This window comes from Pseudomonas sp. MF09150 (assembly GCF_059862355.1).
Map to the genome: position 1 here is coordinate 488,045 of NZ_JCBCUS010000004.1, position 23,300 is coordinate 511,344.

The 23,300-nt window shown below is 61.5% G+C and carries 20 protein-coding genes and 1 tRNA gene; 13 read left to right on the top strand and 8 right to left on the bottom strand.

Annotation, left to right across the window (positions count from 1 at the left end; all coding sequences use genetic code 11):
* Nucleotides 1-108: 108 nt before the first annotated feature.
* From murI to hemA, 5 genes are read right to left on the bottom strand one after another with little or no spacing between them, the layout of a single operon-like run.
* On the bottom strand, nucleotides 109-900 hold the full coding sequence (gene murI / locus AC19YX_RS18475; protein ID WP_078472442.1) for a glutamate racemase: 792 nt from the start codon (nucleotides 898-900) through the stop codon (nucleotides 109-111).
* Nucleotides 893-1,648, bottom strand: a complete 756-nt coding sequence (locus tag AC19YX_RS18480; protein ID WP_500606733.1) for a molybdopterin-synthase adenylyltransferase MoeB — start codon at nucleotides 1,646-1,648, stop codon at nucleotides 893-895. The genes murI and AC19YX_RS18480 overlap by 8 nt, the downstream gene beginning before the upstream one ends.
* Entirely contained in the window at nucleotides 1,642-2,472 is an 831-nt protein-coding gene (gene prmC / locus AC19YX_RS18485) for a peptide chain release factor N(5)-glutamine methyltransferase (protein ID WP_500606734.1), read from the bottom strand. Before prmC ends, AC19YX_RS18480 begins: the two co-directional genes overlap by 7 nt.
* Nucleotides 2,473-3,555, bottom strand: a complete 1,083-nt coding sequence (gene prfA, locus AC19YX_RS18490) for a peptide chain release factor 1 (RefSeq protein WP_078472445.1) — start codon at nucleotides 3,553-3,555, stop codon at nucleotides 2,473-2,475.
* Nucleotides 3,552-4,841 carry a glutamyl-tRNA reductase gene (gene hemA / locus AC19YX_RS18495; RefSeq protein ID WP_020297641.1) on the bottom strand — a complete coding sequence of 430 codons (1,290 nt, stop codon included), beginning with the start codon at nucleotides 4,839-4,841 and terminating at the stop codon, nucleotides 3,552-3,554. Before hemA ends, prfA begins: the two co-directional genes overlap by 4 nt.
* 347 nt (nucleotides 4,842-5,188) lie before the next feature.
* Here hemA and AC19YX_RS18500 point away from each other — a divergent pair, with 347 nt between their 5' ends.
* The 8 genes from AC19YX_RS18500 (at nucleotide 5,189) to ychF (ending at nucleotide 12,105) form a co-directional block, all read left to right on the top strand.
* Nucleotides 5,189-6,913 carry a tetratricopeptide repeat protein gene (locus AC19YX_RS18500; protein ID WP_078472446.1) on the top strand — a complete coding sequence of 575 codons (1,725 nt, stop codon included), beginning with the start codon at nucleotides 5,189-5,191 and terminating at the stop codon, nucleotides 6,911-6,913.
* 4 nt (nucleotides 6,914-6,917) lie between these two features.
* Complete coding sequence (gene lolB / locus AC19YX_RS18505) at nucleotides 6,918-7,535, top strand: lipoprotein insertase outer membrane protein LolB (protein ID WP_201127908.1); 618 nt, start codon at nucleotides 6,918-6,920, stop codon at nucleotides 7,533-7,535.
* A 1-nt stretch (nucleotide 7,536) separates the two neighbouring features.
* The gene (gene ispE, locus AC19YX_RS18510) at nucleotides 7,537-8,388 is read left to right on the top strand and encodes a 4-(cytidine 5'-diphospho)-2-C-methyl-D-erythritol kinase (protein WP_421548751.1); all 852 of its coding nucleotides are present in this window, start codon (nucleotides 7,537-7,539) and stop codon (nucleotides 8,386-8,388) included.
* A gap of 36 nt (nucleotides 8,389-8,424) precedes the next feature.
* Nucleotides 8,425-8,499: transfer RNA gene (locus AC19YX_RS18515), tRNA-Gln, on the top strand.
* A 46-nt stretch (nucleotides 8,500-8,545) separates the two neighbouring features.
* Nucleotides 8,546-9,487 carry a ribose-phosphate pyrophosphokinase gene (locus AC19YX_RS18520; RefSeq protein ID WP_003208392.1) on the top strand — a complete coding sequence of 314 codons (942 nt, stop codon included), beginning with the start codon at nucleotides 8,546-8,548 and terminating at the stop codon, nucleotides 9,485-9,487.
* A gap of 141 nt (nucleotides 9,488-9,628) precedes the next feature.
* On the top strand, nucleotides 9,629-10,228 hold the full coding sequence (locus tag AC19YX_RS18525) for a 50S ribosomal protein L25/general stress protein Ctc (RefSeq protein WP_020297646.1): 600 nt from the start codon (nucleotides 9,629-9,631) through the stop codon (nucleotides 10,226-10,228).
* 169 nt (nucleotides 10,229-10,397) lie between these two features.
* Nucleotides 10,398-10,982 (top strand): aminoacyl-tRNA hydrolase, encoded by a 585-nt coding sequence (gene pth, locus AC19YX_RS18530; protein ID WP_078472449.1) that lies wholly within the window; start codon nucleotides 10,398-10,400, stop codon nucleotides 10,980-10,982.
* Nucleotides 10,983-11,004: 22 nt separating this feature from the next.
* Nucleotides 11,005-12,105 carry a redox-regulated ATPase YchF gene (gene ychF / locus AC19YX_RS18535; RefSeq protein WP_020297648.1) on the top strand — a complete coding sequence of 367 codons (1,101 nt, stop codon included), beginning with the start codon at nucleotides 11,005-11,007 and terminating at the stop codon, nucleotides 12,103-12,105.
* Between the two features lie 89 nt (nucleotides 12,106-12,194).
* Here ychF and AC19YX_RS18540 read toward each other — a convergent pair whose 3' ends face one another.
* Together AC19YX_RS18540 and AC19YX_RS18545 are read right to left on the bottom strand one after the other, a co-directional pair.
* Nucleotides 12,195-14,249 (bottom strand): TonB-dependent receptor domain-containing protein, encoded by a 2,055-nt coding sequence (locus AC19YX_RS18540; RefSeq protein ID WP_201127920.1) that lies wholly within the window; start codon nucleotides 14,247-14,249, stop codon nucleotides 12,195-12,197.
* A gap of 233 nt (nucleotides 14,250-14,482) precedes the next feature.
* The gene (locus AC19YX_RS18545; protein WP_078472450.1) at nucleotides 14,483-15,700 is read right to left on the bottom strand and encodes an MFS transporter; all 1,218 of its coding nucleotides are present in this window, start codon (nucleotides 15,698-15,700) and stop codon (nucleotides 14,483-14,485) included.
* An 853-nt stretch (nucleotides 15,701-16,553) separates the two neighbouring features.
* Here AC19YX_RS18545 and AC19YX_RS18550 point away from each other — a divergent pair.
* Entirely contained in the window at nucleotides 16,554-18,089 is a 1,536-nt protein-coding gene (locus AC19YX_RS18550; RefSeq protein ID WP_500606770.1) for a methyl-accepting chemotaxis protein, read from the top strand.
* A gap of 98 nt (nucleotides 18,090-18,187) precedes the next feature.
* Here AC19YX_RS18550 and AC19YX_RS18555 read toward each other — a convergent pair whose 3' ends face one another.
* On the bottom strand, nucleotides 18,188-19,096 hold the full coding sequence (locus AC19YX_RS18555; protein ID WP_078472452.1) for a LysR substrate-binding domain-containing protein: 909 nt from the start codon (nucleotides 19,094-19,096) through the stop codon (nucleotides 18,188-18,190).
* 248 nt (nucleotides 19,097-19,344) lie between these two features.
* Between AC19YX_RS18555 and AC19YX_RS18560 the strand changes: the two genes are divergently transcribed.
* From AC19YX_RS18560 to AC19YX_RS18575, 4 genes are read left to right on the top strand one after another with little or no spacing between them, the layout of a single operon-like run.
* Nucleotides 19,345-20,463 carry an ABC transporter ATP-binding protein gene (locus AC19YX_RS18560; RefSeq protein ID WP_500606735.1) on the top strand — a complete coding sequence of 373 codons (1,119 nt, stop codon included), beginning with the start codon at nucleotides 19,345-19,347 and terminating at the stop codon, nucleotides 20,461-20,463.
* A gap of 15 nt (nucleotides 20,464-20,478) precedes the next feature.
* Nucleotides 20,479-21,399 carry an ABC transporter permease gene (locus AC19YX_RS18565; protein ID WP_078472454.1) on the top strand — a complete coding sequence of 307 codons (921 nt, stop codon included), beginning with the start codon at nucleotides 20,479-20,481 and terminating at the stop codon, nucleotides 21,397-21,399.
* Complete coding sequence (locus AC19YX_RS18570; RefSeq protein WP_078472455.1) at nucleotides 21,396-22,205, top strand: ABC transporter permease; 810 nt, start codon at nucleotides 21,396-21,398, stop codon at nucleotides 22,203-22,205. The genes AC19YX_RS18565 and AC19YX_RS18570 overlap by 4 nt, the downstream gene beginning before the upstream one ends.
* Before the next feature lie 27 nt (nucleotides 22,206-22,232).
* Nucleotides 22,233-23,279 carry an ABC transporter substrate-binding protein gene (locus AC19YX_RS18575; protein WP_500606736.1) on the top strand — a complete coding sequence of 349 codons (1,047 nt, stop codon included), beginning with the start codon at nucleotides 22,233-22,235 and terminating at the stop codon, nucleotides 23,277-23,279.
* Nucleotides 23,280-23,300 lie beyond the last annotated feature (21 nt).

Sequence of the window (23,300 nt, forward strand, 5' to 3'; positions counted from 1 at the left end):
ATCCTTTTTAAACGTTTTTGTATGTTGTTGTACGATCGTACAGACAAGCTATAGAAATCCGCGCGGAATCAGAAGTTCAGCGCTATTCCGCTTTTTTTCACGTTTTTTTTACAAATCGAAAGGGTGTACAACGCCGCTACTGTGCCACAACAGCGGAAGAATATGCTTGAAGTGCGGCACATTGCCACTGGTCCAGAACTGCGCTTCGCGCGCCGGGCCCTGAGCACGCAATTGCTGCTCGTCGAGCAGGCGCTCCAATTGCCGGGCCACGGCGGCACCGGTGTCGATCAGGCTGATGTGGGCGGGCAGCATCGGCTTGAGCAGAGGCTTGAGAAAGGGGTAATGGGTGCAGCCCAGAATGATGGTGTCGCATCCTGCGGCCAGCAGTGGGTCGACATAACTCTGCAACAGCTCGCGCAACGCCGGGCTGTGCAGGTCACCGGCCTCGATCAGTTCCACCAGGCCCGGGCAAGGCCGGGTGATGACCTTGATATCGGTGGCAAAACGGTCGAGCAAGGCCGCGAACTTGGCGCTCTTCAAGGTGCCGGTGGTCGCCAGCACCCCGACCACGCCACTGCGGGTCGCGGCGGCAGCGGGCTTGACCGCGGGCTCCATGCCCACGATCGGCCACTGCGGGTAATCGCGGCGCAACTCGGCCACCGCCGCCACCGTCGCGGTGTTGCAGGCCAGCACCAGGGCCTTGGCCCCCTGCTCACGAAAGAAGCGCGCCATCACGCCACAGCGCTGACGGATAAATTCCGGGGTTTTCTCGCCGTAAGGAATGTGCCCACAGTCGGCGAAGTACAACAGTGACTCGCCAGGCAGGCGCTGCTGGATTTCCGCCAGCACCGACAAGCCGCCGATACCGGAGTCGAATACCGCGATGGGCGCTTCACCCATGTGTGGGCCCACAGACACTGCATCCTGGGTCACGCTTGACCCGCAACTCACGAAAACGTGAACCCAGCGCATCGATCAACAGCAGGCGTCCTACCAGGGGTTCACCGAAGCCGGCGAGCACCTTCAACGCTTCGAGCGCTTGCAGGCTGCCGACCATGCCGACCAGGGGCCCGAGCACTCCGGCTTCGCTGCAGGTCAGCTCGGCGTCGCTGCCGTGCCCGTATAAACAGTGGTAGCACGGGCTTTCGGCGCACCGTGGATCGAACACCGACAATTGGCCTTCAAGGCGAATCGCCGCGCCGCTGACCAGGGGTTTGCCGGCCGCGACACAGGCCGCGTTGACCGCCTCCCGGGTGGCGAAGTTGTCGCTGCAATCGAGCACCAGGTCGACGGCGGACACCGCCGCCGCCAGGGAGTCCTCGTCCAGCGCAGTGCGGTGCGGCACCAGGTGCACCTGCGGGTTGAGCGCGGTGAGGCGGCGGATCGCCGAGTCCACCTTGCTCATGCCGACGCTGTCGGTGTCATGGATGATCTGACGTTGCAGGTTGGTCAGGTCGACGCTGTCGAAGTCGGCCAAATGCAACTCACCGACCCCGGCCGCCGCCAGGTACAAGGCCACCGGAGCTCCGAGGCCGCCGAGGCCGACGATCAGGGCGCGGCTGTGTTTGAGGCGCAATTGGCCGTCGATATCGACATGCTGCAACAGAATCTGTCGGCTATAGCGCAACAGCTCCTGGTCATTCAGCACGGCAGGCGCCCCAGGCTGATGCGTTCATGGCCACCCAGATCGACTCGACTGTGCACCTCATCAAACCCCTGGCCGAGCAGCAAATCGCGCACGGCCTCCGCCTGATCGTAGCCGTGTTCGAGCATCAACCAGCCGCCGGCTTCAAGGTGCTGCGGGGCCTGGGCGATGATCAAGCGCAGGTCATCCAGGCCATCCGGCCCTGCGACCAGCGCACTTTCCGGCTCGAAACGCACGTCGCCGGCCGCCAGGTGTGGGTCGGCCGCTGCGATGTAGGGCGGGTTGCTGATAATCAGGTCAAAGCGTTGCGCGTGCAGGGCGCTGAACCAGTGGCTGCTGAGCACCGAGACGTTGTTCAACTGCAAGCGCTGGCGGTTGCGCTCGGCCAGGGCCACGGCTTCCAGCACTCGGTCGACCGCCGTGACCTTCCACGCCGGGCGCTCGCTGGCCAGGGCCAGGGCAATCGCGCCGCTGCCGGTGCCCAGGTCGAGCACCTTGGCCGGTGTGGCGGGCAGCAGTTCCAGGGCGGCTTCCACCAACAGCTCGGTGTCGGGCCGTGGGATCAGAGTGTGCGGCGCGACTTCCAGGTCGAGCTTCCAGAAACCCTGCTGGCCGAGGATATAGGCCACCGGCTCGCCTGAACGACGGCGCTGCAGATAGTCGGCGAAGGTCAACGCGGCCTCGCTGGGCACGATGCGCTCCGGCCAGGTGTGCAGGAAGCTGCGCGGCTTGCCCAGGGCGGCGGCGAGCAGCAACTCGGCATCCAGACGCGCCGTCGGCGAATCAGGCAATTGAGCTGCGCGCAGCAGGCTGGCGATGATGGTCATTTACTCACCCAATGCTGCAAGTTGATCCGCCTGGTACTCGGCCAGCAACGGCTCGATAACCGCGTCGACGCCACCGGCAAGAATGTCGTCGAGGCAATACAGGGTCAGGTTGACACGGTGATCGGTCACCCGGCCCTGGGGGAAGTTGTAGGTACGGATGCGCTCGGAACGATCCCCCGAACCCACCAGCAGCTTGCGCTCGCTGGCAATGGCATTGGCGGCGGCGCTGGTCTGCTGGTCATTGAGCTTGGCCGACAGCCAGGACATGGCCCGCGCCCGGTTCTTGTGCTGCGAGCGCTCTTCCTGACACTCGACCACGATCCCCGAGGGCAAGTGCGTGATGCGGATCGCCGAGTCGGTCTTGTTCACGTGCTGGCCACCGGCACCGGAAGAGCGGTAGGTATCGACCCGCAGGTCCGCAGGGTTGATCTCGATCGCTTCCTGCTCGTCCGGCTCCGGCAATACCGCCACGGTGCAGGCCGAGGTGTGGATACGGCCCTGGGACTCGGTGGCCGGCACCCGTTGCACACGGTGCGCGCCAGATTCGAATTTGAGCTTGCCGTAGACGTTGTCGCCCTCGACCCGGGCAATGACTTCTTTATAGCCGCCGTGCTCACCCTCGTTTTCCGAGAGGATCTCCAGCCGCCAGCCACGCCGTTCGGCGTAGCGCGAATACATGCGGAACAGGTCGCCGGAGAAAATCGCCGCTTCGTCGCCACCGGTGCCAGCGCGGATCTCCAGGAACACGTTGCGCCCGTCGTTGGGGTCCTTGGGCAGCAGCATGCGTTGCAGGGTGCTTTCCAGCTCCAGCAGTTGCTCCTTGGCTTCGCGGACTTCTTCCACGGCCATTTCGCGCATGTCCGGATCATTGTCCTTGAGCAGCGCCTGGGCACCTTCGAGGTCGGCCTGGACCTTGAGCACCTGCTTATAGGCGCTGACGATCGGCTCGACTTCGGCGTACTCCTTGGAATACGCGCGGAACTTGGTCTGATCGGCAATGACTTCGCCGTCGCCGAGCAAGGCGGTCAATTCCTCGAAACGGTCCTGGAGGATGTCCAGTTTATTGAGCAGTGACGCTTTCATTGCGGTTTTTTATCCGAAGAGCTATCCGACGAGCCCTCACCGAGGGCAAAAAGTTCTTGGGCCATGGCCAACGCATCGAGGCGGCCTTCAGCGGTCAGTTTCTTCAACTGAACGCTGGGCGCATGCAGCAATTTGTTGGTCAGGCCACGGGCCAGTTGCGCCAGCACATCTTCGGCACTGCCGCCGTTGGCCAGCAGGCGCAGGGCCTTTTGCAATTCTTCGTCCCGCAGGCGCTCGCTTTGTTGACGATAGGCCTTGAGCACATCCACCGCCGCCAGCTCGCGCAGGCGCACCATGAAGTCCTCGGCGCCGATATTCACCAGCTCTTCCGCCGCCTGGGCCGCGCCTTGACGGCTCTTGAGGTTTTCCGCGACCACTTCGTGAAGATCGTCGACGGTGTACAGGTAAACGTCGTCCAACTCGCCGACTTCCGGCTCGATATCCCGAGGGACGGCGATATCCACCATGAAAATCGGCTTGTGCTTGCGCAGCTTCAGAGCACTTTCCACCGCGCCCTTGCCGAGAATCGGCAACTGGCTGGCGGTCGAACTGATGACGATGTCGCTGTGCACCAACTCCTGGGGAATATCCGAGAGCAGCACCGCATGGGCGCCGAACTGCTCAGCAAGAATGCTCGCCCGCTCCAGAGTGCGGTTGGCGACCACGATACGCTTGACTCCCAGGTCATGCAGATGGCGGGCGACCAGGGTAATGGTCTCGCCAGCGCCGATCAGCAGGGCCTGGCTGCGTTGCAGGTCGCTGAAAATCTGTTTGGCCAGGCTGACCGCGGCAAATGCCACGGAAACCGGGTTTTCGCCGATGGCGGTGTCGGTGCGCACTTGCTTGGCAGCGCTGAACGTGGCCTGGAACAGGCGGCCCAACAGCGGGCCGATCGTCCCGGCTTCACGCGCCACGGCGTAGGCCGACTTCATCTGCCCGAGAATCTGCGGTTCGCCCAACACCAGGGAATCGAGCCCGGATGCCACGCGCATCATGTGACGAACTGCCGCATCATCTTCGTGCACATAAGCACTGGCGCGCAGGTCATCGACGTTCAAATGATGGTATTGCGCCAGCCAGCGCAGCACGATATCCGCCGAAAGCTGATCCTGTTCTATATAAAGCTCACTGCGATTGCAGGTGGAGAGGATCGCAGCTTCGCGGCTGTCGGTGAGGCGGCAGAGCTGCTGCAAGGCCTCAACCAACTGCTCAGGGGTAAAGGCCACGCGCTCGCGGACGTCTACTGAAGCAGTCTTGTGGTTAATACCGAGTGCAAGGAAGGCCATTCAAGGTCGCTGATGATGTCGAGAAGCCGGCAATTGTCCTACTTCGAAAGATTCAGAACAACCACTGCCGACTATTGTCCTAGTTTTGAGCAAAAACTCGTCGAGCGAAGATCAGGCACGGCGAAAGCAGACGAGGAAACGGAATTTAGTGGCCTAAATGAGCATTCCGAGCCTGTTTGCGCGTAGCGCCAAGGGCGCCCAGCGTGCCCCATGGTCTCAGCGCAGGCCGTTTTTGCGCATACACTAATAGACGGCCTCTGTTCTGGCGTCCCATTGAGTCTCGGTTATGTTTGACCGAAGGCTTGTGTCATGATGATCCGACCGCAGGTTAGTCGTCCTCTTCCTATATGAATAGATCTTCCGCGTTGCTCCTCGCTTTTGTCTTCCTCAGCGGCTGCCAGGCCTTGGCACCCGTTTCGTCGGACGGTACGCCGCCGGTTGAAGACAATGCCCCCGCCCCTGAAAAGCCCACGGTTTACGCCTCGTTCAGTGAAGACACGGTCTTCAGCCTGTTGAGTGCGGAACTGGCTGGCCAGCGCAATCGTTTTGACATTGCCCTGGACAACTACGTGACCCAGGCCATCAACACTCAGGACCCGGGCATCTCCGAAAGAGCCTTTCGCATTGCCGAATACCTGGGCGCCGACCAGGCAGCACTCGATACCTCGCTGATCTGGGCCAAAAACGCTCCCGACGACCTCGAAGCACAGCGCGCAGCCGCCATACAGTTGGCGCGCAGCGGTCGCTATGACGACTCCATGGTCTATATGGAGAAGGTCCTGCAGGGCAAGGGCGACACCCATTTCGATTTTCTTGCGCTGTCGGCTGCCGATACCGACCAGGACACGCGCAACGGCCTGATGAAGAGTTTCGACCGCTTGCTGCAGAAGCACCCGAACAACGGCCAGCTGATTTTCGGCAAAGCCTTGCTGCTGCAACAGGACGGCGATGGTCAGGGCGCCCTGACCTTGCTCGAGCAGAACCCGCCGGAAGACGGTGAAGTCGCGCCGCTGCTGCTGCGTGCGCGTCTGCTGCAAAGCCTCAACCGTGGCAAGGAAGCGCTGCCGCTGCTGGAAAAAAGCATTCGCCAATACCCGGACGACAAGCGCCTGCGCCTGACCTATGCACGCATGCTGGTCGAACAGGACCGCATGGACGACGCCAAAGTGCAGTTCTCCAGCCTGGTGCAGCAATATCCGGAAGACGACGAGCTGCGTTATTCCCTCGCCCTGGTGTGCCTCGAAGCCAAGGCCTGGCAGGAAGCCAAGGGTTACCTGGAAGACCTGATCGCCCGCGAAAGCCATGTCGACTCGGCGCACCTGAACCTGGGCCGCATCGCCGAAGAGCTCAATGACCCACAAGGCGCACTGGCCGAGTACGAGCAAGTGGGCCCCGGCAACGATTACCTGCCGGCTCAACTGCGCCAGGCCGATATCCTGATGAACAACGGCCGCACCGATGAGGCCGAGAAACGCCTGGGCGCCGCGCGCGATGCCCAGCCTGACTACGCAATCCAGCTGTACCTGATCGAAGCCGAGACCCTGTCGGCGAACAATCAGGGCGACCGCGCCTGGAAAGTCCTCCAGCAGGCGTTGTTGCAGTACCCCGACGACTTGAACCTGCTGTACACCCGGGCCATGCAGGCGGAAAAACGCAATGATCTGGCGCAGATGGAAAAAGACCTGCGCCTGATCCTCAAGCGCGAGCCGGACAACGCCATGGCACTCAATGCTCTGGGCTACACCCTGTCGGACCGCACCACGCGCTATGCCGAAGCCAAGGATCTGATCGAACGGGCTCATCAATTGAACCCTGAAGACCCCGCCGTACTCGATAGCCTGGGCTGGGTGAACTTCCGCCTGGGTAACCTGGATGAAGCAGAGCGCCTGCTGCGCCAGGCTCTGGAACGCTTCCCCGATCAGGAAGTTGCTGCCCACCTGGGCGAAGTGCTGTGGGCCAATGGCAAGCAGCGCGAAGCCCGGCAGATCTGGAGCAAGTTCCTCAAGGACCAACCCGACAGCCCTCTCCTGCGCAGCACCATCAAGCGCCTGACCGGATCAGAGACTCTTTAAGACTATGTTTTTGCGCCACGTTATTGCTTTCAGTTTTATCGCCTTGCTCGCCGGCTGCTCCAGCTTCGGCTCCCGTGAATCGGTAGAGGGCCATGGCAACCCCGCGCAATGGCGCGAGCACAAACAGCAACTGACCGGCCTCGACGGCTGGCAGATCAACGGCAAGATCGGCATTCGCGCACCAAAGGATTCGGGCAGCGGCACGTTGTTCTGGCTGCAACGCCAGGACTACTACGACATCCGTCTGTCCGGCCCACTGGGTCGTGGCGCCGCACGCCTTACCGGGCGTCCGGGCAAAGTGTCGCTGGAGGTCGCCAACCAGGGCCGCTATGACGCTGCCACCCCGGAAACCCTGCTCGAAGAACAACTGGGCTGGAAGCTGCCGGTGTCCCACCTGTCATGGTGGGTCCGCGGATTGCCCGCGCCTGACAGCAAAAGTCGCCTGAGCCTTGACGCCGACAGCCGCCTGGCGACCCTTGAGCAGGATGGCTGGCAGGTGGAATACCTGAGCTACGCGCAACAGAACGGCTATTGGCTGCCCGAGCGGATCAAACTGCACGGCAGCGACCTTGATGTCACACTGGTGATCAAGGAATGGCAACCGCGCAAGCTGGGGCAGTGAGATGACCGCACAGCGACTGACCCTGCCCTCCCCGGCCAAACTCAACCTGATGCTGCACATTCTGGGTCGCCGGGAAGACGGCTACCACGAACTGCAGACCATTTTTCAGTTCCTCGACTACGGCGATGAAATCACTTTCGCCGTGCGCGATGACGGCGTGATCCGCCTGCACACCGAGTTCGCCGATGTGCCCCACGACAGCAACCTGATCGTGAAAGCCGCAAAAAAACTCCAGGAACAATCGGCATGCCCGCTGGGGATCGACATCTGGATCGAAAAGGTCCTGCCGATGGGCGGCGGTATCGGCGGCGGCAGCTCGAATGCGGCGACCACTTTGCTCGGACTGAATCACTTGTGGCAGCTGGGTTGGGATGAAGATCGCCTGGCCAGCCTGGGCCTGACACTGGGCGCCGACGTCCCGGTATTCGTGCGCGGCCATGCGGCTTTTGCCGAAGGCGTCGGCGAAAAACTGACCCCTGTAGAACCCGAAGAACCGTGGTATCTGGTGCTTGTACCGCAAGTCTCTGTAAGTACAGCAGAAATTTTTTCAGATCCGCTGTTGACACGTAACTCCGCGCCCATTAAAGTGCGCCCCGTTCCCAAGGGAAACAGTCGAAATGACTGCTTGCCGGTGGTAGCAAGGCGTTATCCAGAAGTACGTAACGCATTGAATTTGTTAGGTAATTTTACCGAAGCAAAACTCACCGGAACTGGAAGTTGTGTGTTTGGGGGCTTCCCAAGCAAAGCTGAAGCTGATAAAGTCTCGGCCCTTCTTACAGAGACCCTTACAGGGTTTGTAGCAAAAGGAAGCAACGTTTCGATGTTGCATCGCAAGCTGCAAAATCTGCTCTAAAGGAACCGAGTGCCAGGCACTCGATGCAACAGATACAGGGGCGTCGCCAAGCGGTAAGGCAGCAGGTTTTGATCCTGCCATGCGTTGGTTCGAATCCAGCCGCCCCTGCCATTTTCCTATACTCATCCAGGTTACCCTCAGCCTTCAGGTACTGCGCGTGTCCAAGATGATGGTCTTTACGGGGAACGCTAACCCCGATCTGGCTCGGCGTGTTGTACGTCAGCTGCATATCCCTCTCGGTGACATTTCTGTCGGCAAGTTTTCCGACGGCGAAATTACTGCAGAGATCAATGAAAACGTCCGCGGTAAAGATGTCTTCATTATTCAGCCGACTTGCGCTCCGACCAACGATAACCTGATGGAACTGGTAGTGATGGCTGATGCCTTCCGCCGCTCCTCGGCTACTCGTATCACTGCTGTTATTCCTTACTTTGGTTATGCCCGTCAGGATCGCCGTCCGCGTTCCGCACGTGTGGCTATCAGCGCGAAAGTCGTGGCTGACATGCTTACCGTAGTCGGCATCGATCGTGTTCTCACGGTTGATCTGCATGCTGACCAAATCCAGGGTTTCTTCGATATTCCGGTAGATAACATCTACGGCTCCCCCGTCTTGGTGGATGACATCGAAGATCAGCGCTTCGAAAACCTGATGATCGTGTCCCCGGACATTGGTGGCGTCGTGCGTGCACGGGCTGTTGCCAAATCCCTGGGCGTGGATCTCGGGATCATCGACAAACGCCGTGAGAAAGCCAATCACTCTGAAGTGATGCATATCATCGGTGATGTCGAAGGGCGTACCTGTATTCTGGTCGATGACATGGTCGATACCGCCGGCACTCTGTGCCACGCGGCCAAGGCCTTGAAAGAGCATGGCGCAGCCAAGGTTTTCGCTTATTGCACGCACCCGGTACTGTCGGGTCGGGCGATCGAAAACATCGAAAATTCCATGCTGGACGAACTGGTGGTGACTAACACCATCCCGTTGTCCGCAGCTGCTCAAGCCTGCTCGCGTATCCGTCAACTGGATATCGCGCCGGTAGTTGCCGAGGCGGTTCGCCGCATCAGCAATGAAGAATCGATCAGCGCGATGTTCCGCTAAGGGCCCTGCCCTTCTCGAACATTGTTCTGACGAAAAGCGCCCCGCCCCGGCATTCCTGTCGGGGCGGGGCTTTTTTGCCCATATCGCCTTTAGCGCTGGTCGCAAACGCTGGGGCGAATGTGGTTATTTTGGAGATACAACATGAACGATTTTACTCTGAATGCTGAAGTGCGTTCCGACCTGGGGAAAGGTGCGAGCCGCCGCCTGCGTCGTCTCGCAAGCCTGGTTCCAGCTGTAGTTTACGGTGGCGAAAAAGCCCCTGAATCCATCAGCATGCTGGCTAAAGAAGTTGCCAAACTGCTCGAAAACGAAGCGGCTTACAGCCACATCATCGAGCTGAACGTTGGCGGCACCAAGCAAAACGTAATCATCAAAGCTCTGCAGCGTCACCCGGCCAAAGGCCACGTGATGCACGCTGACTTCGTACGCGTTGTAGCTGGCCAGAAACTGACCGCTATCGTGCCTGTACACTTTGTTGGCGAAGAAGCTCCGATCAAGAAAGGCGGCGAAGTTTCGCACGTTGTTTCTGAAATCGAAGTGACCTGCCTGCCAAAAGACCTGCCTGAATTCATCGAAGTCGATCTGGCTAACGCCGAAATCGGCGCGATCATTCACCTGTCTGACCTCAAAGCCCCTAAAGGCGTTGAGTTTGTTGCTCTGGCACACGGCGATGACAAGGCTGTTGCCAACGTTCACGCTCCACGTGTTGCTCCAGAAGCTGAAGAAGGCGCTGCAGAGTAATTACTCTGCAGCGCCGGAGTGACCAGGAAACATCGCGGACTGGAACGTAGCGAGAAAGCGGGCGGTAACGCGGAGTTTACATAATGGTAAATGAGCACTTGTCGTCCACTTTCGCCGCAACACCCGGTTGCTGCGATGTTATCCACCACTCCAAGGAAGGGCCCCTATCGTGACTGCCATCAAACTGATCGTTGGCCTGGGTAATCCAGGCGCTGAATACGAACAGACCCGGCATAACGCAGGGGCCCTTTTTGTTGAGCGCATCGCCGAAAAACAAGGGGTCAACCTTGTGGCCGATCGCAAATATTTCGGCCTGACCGGGCGTTATTCGCATCAGGGTCAGGATGTTCGCCTGTTGATTCCCACCACCTACATGAACCGCAGCGGCCAGGCCGTGGCGGCACTTGCCGGTTTCTTCCGCATCACGCCTGAAGAAATCCTGGTGGCCCACGACGAACTCGACCTGCCACCCGGCGTCGCCAAGCTCAAGCAGGGCGGCGGCCATGGCGGTCACAACGGGTTGCGCGACATCATCGCGCAGCTGGGCAATCAGAATACCTTTCACCGCCTGCGGCTTGGCATTGGCCACCCGGGCGTTGCCAGTATGGTTTCAAATTTCGTCCTGGGTCGTGCGCCACGCGCCGAACAGGAAAAACTCGATGCCAGCATCGACTTTGCCCTCGGCGTGCTGCCGGATATCCTCGCCGGTGAATGGAACCGCGCGATGAAAAACCTGCACAGCCAGAAGGCCTGACTCTTATCCAAGGGGAAACACCATGGGATTCAATTGCGGCATCGTCGGCCTACCTAACGTCGGCAAGTCCACCCTGTTCAACGCCCTGACCAAATCCGGGATCGCGGCCGAGAACTTCCCCTTCTGCACCATCGAGCCGAACACCGGCATCGTGCCGATGCCGGACAAGCGCCTGGAAGCCCTGGCAGCCATTGTCAATCCAAAGCGCATCCTGCCGACCACCATGGAATTCGTCGACATCGCAGGCCTGGTGGCCGGCGCCTCGAAAGGTGAAGGCCTGGGCAACAAGTTCCTGGCCAACATCCGTGAAACCGATGCCATCGCCCACGTGGTCCGCTGCTTCGAAGACGAGAACGTGATTCACGTCTCCAACAGCGTCGACCCCAAGCGCGACATCGAAATCATCGACCTGGAACTGATCTTCGCCGACCTCGACAGCTGCGAGAAGCAACTGCAGAAAGTCACCCGCAACGCCAAGGGTGGTGACAAGGACGCCGTGGTCCAGAAGGCCCTGCTGGAACAGCTGATCGCACACTTCACCGAAGGCAAGCCTGCGCGCAGCCTGATGAAGAACATGAGCACCGATGAGAAAGCGGTGATTCGTGGCTTCCACCTGCTGACCACCAAGCCGGTCATGTACATCGCCAACGTCGCTGAAGACGGTTTCGAGAACAACCCGCTGCTCGACGTCGTCCTGGCCATTGCCGAAGAAGAAGGCGCCATGGTGGTGCCGGTCTGCAACAAGATCGAAGCCGAGATCGCCGAGCTCGAAGACGGCGAAGAGAAAGACATGTTCCTCGAAGCCCTGGGCCTGGAAGAACCTGGCCTGAACCGCGTGATCCGCGCCGGCTACGAAATGCTGCACCTGCAGACCTACTTCACCGCCGGTGTCGAAGAAGTCCGCGCCTGGACCGTCAAGGTCGGCGCCACCGCGCCACAAGCCGCTGGCGTGATCCACACCGACTTCGAAAAAGGCTTTATCCGCGCCGAAGTCATCGCCTACAACGACTTCATCCAGTTCAAGGGTGAAGCCGGTGCCAAGGAAGCCGGTAAATGGCGCCTGGAAGGTAAGGAATACGTGGTCAAGGACGGCGACGTGATGCACTTCCGCTTTAACGTCTAAGCACCTGCGGGCTATTGCGGCAAAGCACTTGCCGCAATAGCCCGGTGTTGCACGGCCCGTGTCATGCCACCGCGGCACGCACTGCGGCCTCAGAAGTAAGTTGTAGCCCCCGCAAAAAACGCCCGTCCGGGCACATAGAAATTCGTCGCCCCATCCCGTGGATCTTCATCCAGCAGGTTTTGCACCCCGGCATTCAGGCTCAACCACTTGGTCAGCGCCAGGTTCGCCGTCAGGTCGTAGGTGGTGTACGACTGGGTGAAATCATCACCAATCCCCCGCTGCTTGCCGACATGCTGCGCCGACAGTTCGGTGTTGAGCTGATCATTGACCTGCCAGTTGATGGCGCTGAACAGCGACAGCTTGGGTGAGCTGATCAAGTCTTCACCGGTGGACAGGTTTCGGCTCTCCAGCATGTAGGTGGCGTTGGTGCGCCAGTCCACGGAGTCACCCAATGGCACCCGCGTCGTGCCTTCCCAGCCACGGGTACGCGCCTTGTCGACGTTTTCCAGCATGGTCCACCAGCGTCCCTGGTACTCGCCCAGTGCGGCGTATTCGATCTTGTCGGTGAAGTCGGTGTGGAAGTAGGTCAAGCCGGCTTCCCAGCCACCGTGATCGAAGGACACACCGACTTCCTTGTTGGTGCTGGTCTCCGGCGTCAGGTTCGGGTTGCCGGCCATCCAGCAACTGCCGGAGCCGTACCCCAGGACCACCAGGGAGCCACAGCCACGGCCCCCGGACTCCGTCGCCGCGCCCGCACTGCCCTCTTTCAGGCTGGGCGCGCGAAAGCCCTTGGAGATACCGCCCCGCACGGTCCAGTCGGGGTGCGGGTGATAGACCAGATAGGCCCGTGGGCTGTTGTGGTTACCGTATTCGTCGCTGTGGTCGAAGCGGTTGCCCAAGGTCAGGGACAGGTTGTCGAGCAGGAACAGTTCATCCTCGATAAACGCCGCCGAGTAGTCGGCCTTCAAGCTGGAGCCGTTGACTGGATTGCCCTGGTAGTCAACCGGTACGGTGCCGAGGGTGTTGCTGTTGGTCAGTTCTTCGCGCTTCCATTGACCGCCCAGGGTCAGGCTCTGATTGACCAGCCACTCAAACGGCAGATTGAGGCTGCCTTCAACGATTTTTTCTTCGGAGTTGGCTTTACCCCACTCGATGTCGTTCTTGAATTTGTTCAAGTAGGCATCCAGTTTCGTGCTGCCGAAACTCCAGTCACCGGTGTGGGACAGCACATAACTGTCGCGGATCAGGCGCCCGGCACCGAAGCCTTCGCCGATGGTTTCGCCGTAATCGCCGAAGGTCTTTTTCGATGACCATGAGCGCTCGACACCGTGCACCGCTTCCAGGGACAGGCTCTGCTCGTCGTTGATTTTCCAGTCGAGCAAGGCGTTCACGCTGTGGTCCTTGGAACCCCCGGCACCGTCGCCATACATGTAGTCGCCGGCGGCATCGCGCCGAGGCTCGACCTCGTCGGCAGCGCGGCGAGTCACGTTGGCCCCCAGGCGCAGGCCCAGAGAGTCGGTCAACGGGCCGGCCAGGTTGAGGCTGTTCTGGGTGGTCTGGCCGCGATCCGAATCCTTGGGCACGGTGATGTTGGTGCTGGCCGAGCCGCTCCAGGTCTTGGATACCTTGCGCGTGATGATATTGATCACCCCGCCCATGGCGTCGGAACCGTACAGCGAAGACATCGGCCCACGCACGATCTCGATGCGCTCGATCATGCTCGGCGCGATCCAGTTCAGGTCCTGGCGCGCCAGGTCGCGGCGGTAACTGGTGTCGGCCGAACTGCCGACGCGTTTGCCGTCCACCAGGATCAAGGTGTACTTGTCATCCAGGCCGCGCAGTTTGATCTTCGATTGCTCGCCCACCGGGCCGAAGCCGCCGGTCACACCGGGGACGCGGCGCAGCAGGGTGTTGAGGTCGTACACCGGTTGGCGCTCGATCTCTTCGCGAGAAATCACACTGACACTGGCAGGGGCGTCCCGGATATCGGTCGCCGCGCCGGTGGCGGTCACAAATGAGGTGTCGAGTTCGGTAACCGCCGGGGAGCTGTTCTCGACAACCTCCTCGGCATGCAGCGTCGGAGCGGCCAGCATGACGCCGGCGGTGAGGAAAAGTGAGTTGAAAAGGCAGGGGGTAGGTCGCATTAAAAACGGTCCTTGTCGATTCAATGCACTGTTACGGTGCACTGAGGAAGGCGCGATTGTAATGCAAATGAATATCATTTAGAAACAGAAAGAACCTGAAACCTTTCTCGTAGAGCGCTCGGCAACGCTTGCGGCCCGCACTGGCGGGCCGATTGCTGGATAGAGGGGGGAGTTGAGTTACCCGCGATCGATCAGCAACGCAACTGACGGATCGCGGGCAAGCCCGAGGTCGATCAGGCTTTTTTGCTACGCGGCAGGAAGATCGCCAAGATGCCGAACAGCGGCAGATACGCGCACAACCGGTACACATATTCGATGCCGTGCGCGTCTGCCACATAGCCCAGCAGCGCAGCGCCGATGCCACCGAAACCGAACATCAGGCCGAAGAACACCCCGGCGATCATGCCGACGTTGCCCGGCACCAGTTCCTGGGCGTAGACCACGATGGCCGAAAATGCCGAGGCCAGGATAAAGCCGATCACCACGCTGAGGACGCTGGTCCAGAACAGGTCGACGTGGGGCAGGATCAAGGTGAACGGCGCCACCCCGAGGATCGAGAACCAGATCACCGCCTTGCGCCCGATCCTGTCGCCGATCGGCCCGCCGAAGAAGGTCCCCGCCGCTACTGCGCCGAGGAACAGGAACAGATGCAGCTGCGAACTGGCCACCGACAGGTCGAACTTCTCGATCAGGTAGAAGGTGAAATAACTGGTGAAGCTGGACATGTAGAAATACTTGGAGAACACCAGCAGCCCAAGCACCACCAGCGCGCTCAGCACCCGGGCTTTGGACAAGCCGTGGGTAGCCGCCTGGCCTTGCTTGAGTTTGAACAGCCGCAGGTGGTTGGCGTACCAGCGGCTGATGGCATACAGCACCACCAGGGCAAACACCGCAAACAGGCCGAACCAGGCCACATTGCCCTGGCCATAGGGAATGATGATGGCCGCCGCCAGTAATGGGCCGAAGGCGGTGCCGGCATTGCCACCGACTTGGAAGGTCGACTGTGCCAGGCCAAAGCGCCCGCCCGAAGCCAGCCGCGCCACTCGCGATGCTTCCGGGTGAAAGGTCGAAGAGCCAATGCCGATCAGCGCCGACGCCAGCAGAATCAACGGGAAGCTGCCGACCTGGGACATCATCAGGATGCCGATCAGGGTGCAGATCATGCCCATCGGCAGCAAGTAGGGTTTGGGATGACGGTCGGTGTAGTAACCGACCCAAGGTTGCAGCAACGACGCCGTCAACTGGAAGGCCAAGGTGATCAGGCCGACCTGGGTAAAGGTCAGGCCGTAGCTTTGCTTGAGCATCGGGTAGATCGACGGCAGCACGGCCTGAATCAGGTCGTTGATCAGGTGCGCCAGCGCTACCGCGCCGATGATGCGCATGACCAGGGGACTGCTTTGCGCCGACGCGGGGGCCGAAGTCGCGGCGGACTGAACGTTGCTGATAGCCATGAGAGTTTCCGTACAGCGAATGGATGCACATTTGCAGGTGCGCCAATGTGCCATTTTTAGGTGCAGCAACGCCATCCCCTTAGCTTGCTAAGTACCTATCCTGACCATCTGCCACTGATAGCGTAACGCCATGGTCTGAATCTTGCTCCGGGATTGCTTCCAACCCGCCGCCCTTACAAAGGGGACGGAAAATGGGAAGTATCGCCACAGCGCCGGCCTGATAACGGCTGCACTGGCGAGCTTTTCGAGGCCTTTTACGAGGGCACGGGTCACGGGCCACACCGCCCTGACCGCACGCCAATGGTGCGTAGTGCCCGGGGGAGTTGTCGGGATGCATCTTTTTCTTTCACCAGGCATTCGGCTGCTCGGGCGTTTCGGTTTCGCCCGCAAATTCCAGCTGCTGTTTCTGCTGTTTATCCTGCCGCTGCTGGTCAGCCTGTGGATGATTGGCCAGGACTACCGCGACAAGCTCAGCCTGATCGCCGGCGAGCGCACCGGGGTGCATCAGCTGCTGGCCCTCAACAACCTGGACAACCTGCTGGCCGCGCAACGCGACCGCGCCGCCCGCTGGCGCGCCACCGAAACCAATCGTCAACCGACCCCGGCAACCCTGGCCGCCATGGCCGCCTTTGATGGCGTGCAACCGGCGCTGGACCAGGCCATGGTCGAACTCGGCGCCGCCCTGCAGACCGCCGGTGCCGCTGGCGACACCCTGGCCCGCTTCCAGGCCTTGCAAGCGGCGCTCAATGGCCTGGACTCCAAGAGTCTGAGCAGCGTTGGTTGGTGGCCGGACGGCTACGATCGCTTCACCGCCGCCTTGAGTGCGCTGCAGGCGCTGCGCGAGCAGATCGTCATGGACAATCGCCTGACCCTCGCCCCCTGGCTGGAAACCTACCTGCTGACGCAGATCTCCACCCAGCATGCGCCGGACCTGATCGAACGGGTCGGGCGCCTGGCCAGCGTCGGCCAGGCGTCGGTGGTTTCTGGGCAGTTCACCCTGCAAAGCCGCCTGCAATTGCGCGACCTGCGCAGCCGTATCGGCGATGCCCGCGACCAGTTGGTGAAGACCGCCGGCCTGCTCGAAGCGCGCCTGCCCAGCGAACTGCAAGCCTGGGCCGGGCACTATCACGACAGCCTCAAGCAGCTCGACGCCGGGCTCAAGGTGCTGGACGACGGGGTGTTCGGCGGCAGCATCAACCTCAAGCCGGAAGATTTCGAACGCAGCCTGGACGGCCTGCTGGGCAATCTGGCGAGCCTGCGTCAGGACTCGCTGAATTCCCTGGACCAACGCCTGGAACACTATCAGGGCGCAGCGGTGCGCCAGTTCCTCCTGGTGGCGACGGTGCTCGGTGCGCTGCTGCTGGCGGCGCTGTATCTGTTTATCTGCCTGCAGGCCTCGATCCGCCGCAGCGCCAGCGGCATCACCCAACTGGCCGAGGCCCTGCGTGACGGCAACCTGTGCCTGCAAGTGCCGGTGCATGGGCGCGACGAACTGGCCGCCATCAGTACCGCGCTGAATGTGGCGGTGGTGCAGTTACGCAGCAGCCTGCAGGGCGTGGACCATGAAACCCTGCAACTGAGCAATGCCGTGCGCAGCCTTAACGATCACTCAAGCGGAGCCCTGGGCGAGGTCGAAGCGCAACAGCAGCAGATCAGCCAGATCGCCACCGCCGCGACCCAGTTGGCCGCCACGTCCCAGGGTGTGGCCCAGAGTTGCGAGCAGGCCTCCGGCAGCGCCCAGCACACCCAGCGCATTGCCGCCGACAGCAGTCGCGACAGCCAGCGCACCACCGCGAGCATCCAGCAGCTCAATCAACGGCTCAATGAAACCGCCGCGGCCCTGGGCCGGGTCAGCGAGCAAGGGCAACAGATCCAGCTGGTGGTGGACACCATTCGCGGCGTCGCCGAACAGACCAATCTGCTGGCCCTGAATGCCGCCATCGAAGCCGCCCGGGCCGGGGAGCAGGGCCGTGGGTTTGCGGTGGTCGCCGATGAAGTACGCAGCCTGTCGCAACGCACCCAGTCGTCGACCGCGCAGATTGCCGGCACCGTCGACAGCCTGCGCAGCACCGTCAATGAAGCGGTGAGCCTGATGCAAGCCGCCTGCGGCCAGGCCCAGAGCGATGCGCACGCGGTCACCGGCCTGGGCGAACGACTGGAGGAAATTGCCCAGGCCGTGCAAAGCGTCACCGACACCCTGGCGCACATCGCCACCGCCGTGGAGGAACAGGCCTGCACCGCCGATGAAGTCAGCGGCAATATCCAGCAGGTGGATCAGGCCGCCGTACGCCTGCTGGAAGGCGCCCGTGCCGTCAACCTCGCCGCCGACACCCTGAGCCAGGGTAGCCGCGCGTTGAGTGCCAATACCGGGCGCTTTCAACTGACATAAGCCCGTAGCCGCTGCCGAGCCCGCGAGGCTGCGCTGGCCCGATAGGACACCGTGCAGTGCCAGGTAAATTACGGCGCTCTGAGGGCCTGAAGCAGCGGCTACGCCTGCGTTATCCGCGCCTCGGGAAAATCCGCCTCCAGCTCGGTTTTCAACCACTGGGTGAACCACGCCACGTCCGCCGACCATTGCCCATTGGGCGTCAGCACGCGGTAGCTCTCCAACTGCACCTGGTCTTCCAGCGCCCGCACCAGGGTCCCGGCCTTGAGCTCTTCGCGCACCAGCACTTCATTGGCCAGGGCGATGCCCTGCCCGCTTTCCGCCACGGACAAGGCATGGTCGTTATTGACGTAGAGCACGTCGGAGCCGATGTGGATGTCCAGGCCATTGGCGGCGAACCACATGTTCCACCACTCACCGTCATCGAAGTGAATCAGGTTGTGCTTGAGCAAATCGGTGGGGCTGCTGATCGGCTCGATGCTGGCCAGGTAACCCGGGGTGCAGATCGGGAACACTCGAGGGCGAATCAGGCTCGCCCGTGATTGGGGGTACTGCCCGTCCAGGCCGTAGGCGATCCCCAGGTCACAGTGCTTGGCATCGACCTCGGTAAAGGTCGAATTAGGCTCGATGGCGAACTTTAATCCCGGTCGCACATGGCGCAACGCTTCCAGCCTCGGAGTCAGCCAGCGCTTGGCGAACCCCGGCACCACCATGATCCGCAGCCAGCGCTCGCGATCCCCTGGCTGCAACTCCTGGCCGGCTTCGATGATCAGTTGCAGCGCCTGGGCAACCTTGCGGTGATAGGTCTCCCCGGCGGCAGTCAGGATCACCCCGCGCGAGGTACGTTCAAACAGCTGCACCCCCAGCCATTCCTCCAGCAGCTTCACATGGCGGCCGATGGCAGGCTGGGTCACGTGCAGGGCTTTGGACGCCTCGACATAGCTGCCAAGGCGCGCTGCCGCATCGAAGGCACGCACCGCATTCATCGGTGGCAAACGCTGTTCAACCATGGCCGGGCACGCCCTCTGCTATTAAATTATTTAACAGCTGCTATGTTAAAATTGAAGTTTCGCCCCCGCAACCCCTCACTGATAATCGGCGCAACAGCAGAATAAAAAAAACACCTAAAGAGCCCGAAAAGCGGCTCGCAAAAGACCTGAAACACATCTCGATCCTGCCCAGAAAAATAAAATCCATGGCCTGACGCCACCGCCCTTTTCCGGGCGTTCGCAGGCGATGGGGGAATCGGAGGTTACGCATGAATGCTGCGCATTCGCTGCAAACGCTGGCTGTGTCTATCCGCTCGGTGCGCAAAGTCTACGGTGATCCGCACAGCGGCCCGGTGGCCTTGAAAAACATCGACCTGGACATTCGCGACAACGAGTTCTTCACCCTCCTCGGCCCTTCCGGCTGCGGTAAAACCACCCTCCTGCGGATGATTGCCGGGTTCGAGTTTCCGACCCAGGGCGAGATCCTGCTCTATGGCGAAAACATCGCCGACCGCCCGCCGTTCAAGCGCCCAGTCAACACTGTGTTCCAGCACTACGCCCTGTTCCCGCACATGAGCATCGCCGAGAACCTGGCCTTCGGCCTTGAGTCGCAGCCCATGGGCAAGGTCTTGAGCAAGGCGCAGATCGCCGAGCGGGTTCGCGAAATGCTGGCCCTGGTGCAGATGGAACGCTTCGCCGGGCGCCGTCCCAACCAGCTCTCCGGCGGCCAGCAGCAACGAGTGGCCCTGGCCCGGGCGCTGGCGCCGCATCCCAAAGTCCTGCTGCTGGACGAACCCCTGTCGGCACTCGACCTCAAGCTACGCCAGGCCATGCGCGAAGAGCTCAAGGCGATCCAGGCCAAGACCGGCATCACCTTTATCTTCGTCACCCATGATCAGGAAGAAGCCCTGACCATGTCCGACCGCATTGCCGTGCTGTCGGAAGGCGAAGTGCAGCAAGTGGGCCGTCCGCAAGACATCTACGAACAACCGCGCAACCGGTTTGTCGCCGACTTTATCGGCGAAACCAACTTTATCCAGGGCACCGTGACCCGGGTCGAGGCCGGCCTGGCCTGGTTCGCCGGCCCCGCCGGGCATCCGCTGCCGGCCCAGCCCTGCAGCGAGGTCCAGGTCGGCGCCACGGTCGCCCTGTCGGTACGCCCGGAACGCCTGCACCTGGTGCCGGCCGGCAGCCAGGGCACACTGCCGTGCCGCATCGAGGCGCAGATCTACCTCGGCACCGACCTGCAATACCAGGTCAGCCTCAGCGACGGGTCGCGCCTCACCGTGCGCACCCCCAACAGCGTCGACCACAGCCAGCGTTTTGCCGTAGGCAGTGACGCCGGCCTGCACTTCGACCGCGGCAGCGCCAGCGTCCTGCTGGATTGAGCACGAGGGTTCGCCATGCACGCTTCACCGATCACTCACAACCTGGAACGTCGCCGGGCCTTGCACAGTTTTCTCGGGGTCAGCCCGGCGCTGCTCGCCATCGGTCTGTTTCTGCTGGTGCCGATCCTGATCGTCATCGGTTACTCGCTGATGGAGGCCAACCCCTACGGTGGGGTCAACAAGGTCCTGAGCAGCGATGCCTACACTTCGCTGCTGTTCGAGCGGCAACTGGACGACAGCCTGGCCTTCACCGATTCCTACCTGGTCATCGCCCTGCGCTCGATCGGCATTGCCGGGCTGACGACCCTGATCACCCTGCTGATCGGCTTCCCAGTGGCCGTATGGCTGGCCATGCAGCCGGTGCAGCGGCGCGGGCTGCTGATCTTCCTGATCACGGTGCCGTTCTGGGCCAACCTGCTGATCCGCACCTACGCCTGGATCCTGCTGCTGCGTAACACCGGGGTCATCAACAACAGCCTGCTCGGCCTGGGCCTGATCGACCAGCCGCTGCAACTGCTCTACACCGACGGCGCGGTGCTGCTGGGCCTGGTCTACACCTACGCCCCGTTCGTGGTGCTGCCGATCTACGCCACCCTGGAAAAAATGGACACGCGCCTGCTGGAGGCTGCCCAGGACCTGTATGCCGGGCGCCTGCGCACCTTGCGCAAGGTGGTGCTGCCGATTGCCAGGCCGGGAATTATCGCCGGTGCAATCCTGACCTTCGTGCCCTGCCTGGGGGCGATGATTGCTCCGGAGCTGTTGGGCGGCGGTACGCGGATGATGCTTGGCAACCTGATCTTCCGTCAGTTCAGCGACGCCCGTAACTGGCCGTTCGGTGCCGCGTTGTCGCTGGTGCTGATGGCGGCGGTGATGCTGGTCCTGACCCTGTATGCCCTGCGCGCTCAGCGCCAGCGCGTTGCCCGGGAGGGTGCATGATGCTGCGTCTATTCAAGCGAAACGGCCTGGGCGTGCAGGACTTCCCCGGCTTTGGCGGCTTCAGTTTCCTGTTCTACCTGTACCTCTACGCGCCGATCGTGGTGCTGGTGGTGTTCTCCTTCAACGCCAACCAGTCGGCCACGGTATGGAGCGGTTTCAGCCTCGACTGGTACCGCGCCGCCTTCGCCAACCAGGCCTTGCGCCAGGCAGCGGGCAACAGCCTGTTGATCGCCGTCTGCGCCAGCAGCATCGCAACCGCGATTGCCACCCTCGCGGCGCTGGGTACCTCGCGCGGCGCCAGGTTCAAGGGCCTGCAACTGTCCATGGGCGCCATCATGCTGCCGTTGGTGCTGCCGGAAATCGTGGTCGGCGTCGCCACCCTGGCGCTGTTTTCCACCATCGGCCTGTCCCTGGGCTACGGCAACCTGATCATCGCCCATACGGTGTTCTGCATCCCGTTCGCCTACCTGCCGATCCGCGCCCGGCTCAATGACATGGACCTGTCTCTGGAACAGGCCGCTGCCGACCTCTATGCCGGCCCCTGGCGCACCTTTCGCAAGGTCACCCTGCCGCTGCTGATGCCGGGGATTTTCTCCGGGCTGATGCTGGCCTTCATCGTCTCGCTGGATAACTTCGTGATCTCGATGATGGTCTCCCAGGCCGGCACCACCACCCTGCCGATCTTTATCTTCGGCCTGTTGCGCATGGGGGTGACCCCCGACGTCAACGCCGTTTCGACCCTGATCCTCGGCGTCTCGGTGCTGTTCGTCAGCCTCTCTTATCTGCTGGGCAAAAAGAAAACCTGAACCTTCCAAGCACTGTGGGGAAATAGCATGAGCAAGTTGATTACAGGCCTCGGCGCCTCGTTGTTACTGACACTGCCACTGACCATGGTCGGCAGCGTTCAGGCTGCGGAGAAACTCAACGTGGTGAGTTGGAGCGGCTACTTTTCGCCGGAGATCCTCGCCAAGTTTCAGAAACAGAGCGGCATTGAAGTCACGGTGGATTCCTACGATTCCAACGAGACGCTGCTGGCCAAGCTCAAGCAAGGCGGCACCGGCTACGACGTGGCGATTCCCTCGCACCAGTTCGTGCCGATCCTGATCAAGGAGCAGTTGCTGGAGCGCTTCGACCCGATCAAGCAGCCCTACTACGCCAGCGTGGTCGACAACCTGCAACGGCCGACCTGGGACCCGGACGGCGCCTACTCGATGCCGTTTATCTGGGGCACCACCAGCGTGGTGCTCGACAGCCAGCGCTACGCGGGCCCGGCCGACAGCTACAAGGTGCTGTATGAGCCGCCGGCCGAGTTGCAGGGGCGGATCAACATGTTCGATTCGGTCAGCGATGTGATCGACATGGCCAGCCTGTACCTGAACATTCCGTTGTGCAGCGAAGACCCCAAGCAGTTGCAACAGGTGCTGGCCCTGCTCAAGGCGCAGAAGCCCTTCGTCAAGACTTACAGCTCCAAGGCCGGCTCCATCCGCGAAAACCTGGCCGCCGGCGAAATCGACATGTCGATGTTCTGGGGCGGCTCGTCGATGCGCGCCCGGGAGATGAAACCGAGCCTGAAGTACCTGTACCCGAAAGAAGGCGTGCTGGCCTGGGTCGACAACATGGTCATCCCCAAGGGCAGCAAGAACCCGGCGAACGCCAGGGCCTTTATCGCCTTCCTCAGCCAGCCTGAGAACGCGGCCATGACTCAGAACTTCCTCAAGCACCAGAGCCCGATCAAGGGCGTCGAACCCTTCCTCGACGCGGGCCTGAAGGATGCCCCCGAACTGCATATTCCCGAGGGCACCAAGGTGGTGTTCAGCCAGACCTGCGGCGAAGGCGCCATTCGCCTGGCCGACCGCCTGTGGACCAACCTGATGCGTTGACCCCCGACCGCCCCGCTGCGG

Bases quoted from the DNA above. Each gene is read 5' to 3' on its own strand.
- prfA (WP_078472445.1), bottom strand. From the start codon at position 3,555: ATGAAAGCGTCACTGCTCAATAAACTGGACATCCTCCAGGACCGTTTC.
- AC19YX_RS18525 (WP_020297646.1), top strand. From the start codon at position 9,629: ATGAACGATTTTACTCTGAATGCTGAAGTGCGTTCCGACCTGGGGAAA.
- prmC (WP_500606734.1), bottom strand. From the start codon at position 2,472: ATGACCATCATCGCCAGCCTGCTGCGCGCAGCTCAATTGCCTGATTCG.
- murI (WP_078472442.1), bottom strand. From the start codon at position 900: ATGGGTGAAGCGCCCATCGCGGTATTCGACTCCGGTATCGGCGGCTTG.
- AC19YX_RS18500 (WP_078472446.1), top strand. From the start codon at position 5,189: ATGAATAGATCTTCCGCGTTGCTCCTCGCTTTTGTCTTCCTCAGCGGC.
- ispE (WP_421548751.1), top strand. From the start codon at position 7,537: ATGACCGCACAGCGACTGACCCTGCCCTCCCCGGCCAAACTCAACCTG.
- AC19YX_RS18565 (WP_078472454.1), top strand. From the start codon at position 20,479: ATGCACGCTTCACCGATCACTCACAACCTGGAACGTCGCCGGGCCTTG.
- AC19YX_RS18545 (WP_078472450.1), bottom strand. From the start codon at position 15,700: ATGGCTATCAGCAACGTTCAGTCCGCCGCGACTTCGGCCCCCGCGTCG.
- AC19YX_RS18540 (WP_201127920.1), bottom strand. From the start codon at position 14,249: ATGCGACCTACCCCCTGCCTTTTCAACTCACTTTTCCTCACCGCCGGC.
- AC19YX_RS18555 (WP_078472452.1), bottom strand. From the start codon at position 19,096: ATGGTTGAACAGCGTTTGCCACCGATGAATGCGGTGCGTGCCTTCGAT.
- AC19YX_RS18560 (WP_500606735.1), top strand. From the start codon at position 19,345: ATGAATGCTGCGCATTCGCTGCAAACGCTGGCTGTGTCTATCCGCTCG.
- hemA (WP_020297641.1), bottom strand. From the start codon at position 4,841: ATGGCCTTCCTTGCACTCGGTATTAACCACAAGACTGCTTCAGTAGAC.
- AC19YX_RS18550 (WP_500606770.1), top strand. From the start codon at position 16,554: ATGGACAATCGCCTGACCCTCGCCCCCTGGCTGGAAACCTACCTGCTG.
- AC19YX_RS18575 (WP_500606736.1), top strand. From the start codon at position 22,233: ATGAGCAAGTTGATTACAGGCCTCGGCGCCTCGTTGTTACTGACACTG.
- lolB (WP_201127908.1), top strand. From the start codon at position 6,918: ATGTTTTTGCGCCACGTTATTGCTTTCAGTTTTATCGCCTTGCTCGCC.
- ychF (WP_020297648.1), top strand. From the start codon at position 11,005: ATGGGATTCAATTGCGGCATCGTCGGCCTACCTAACGTCGGCAAGTCC.
- AC19YX_RS18570 (WP_078472455.1), top strand. From the start codon at position 21,396: ATGATGCTGCGTCTATTCAAGCGAAACGGCCTGGGCGTGCAGGACTTC.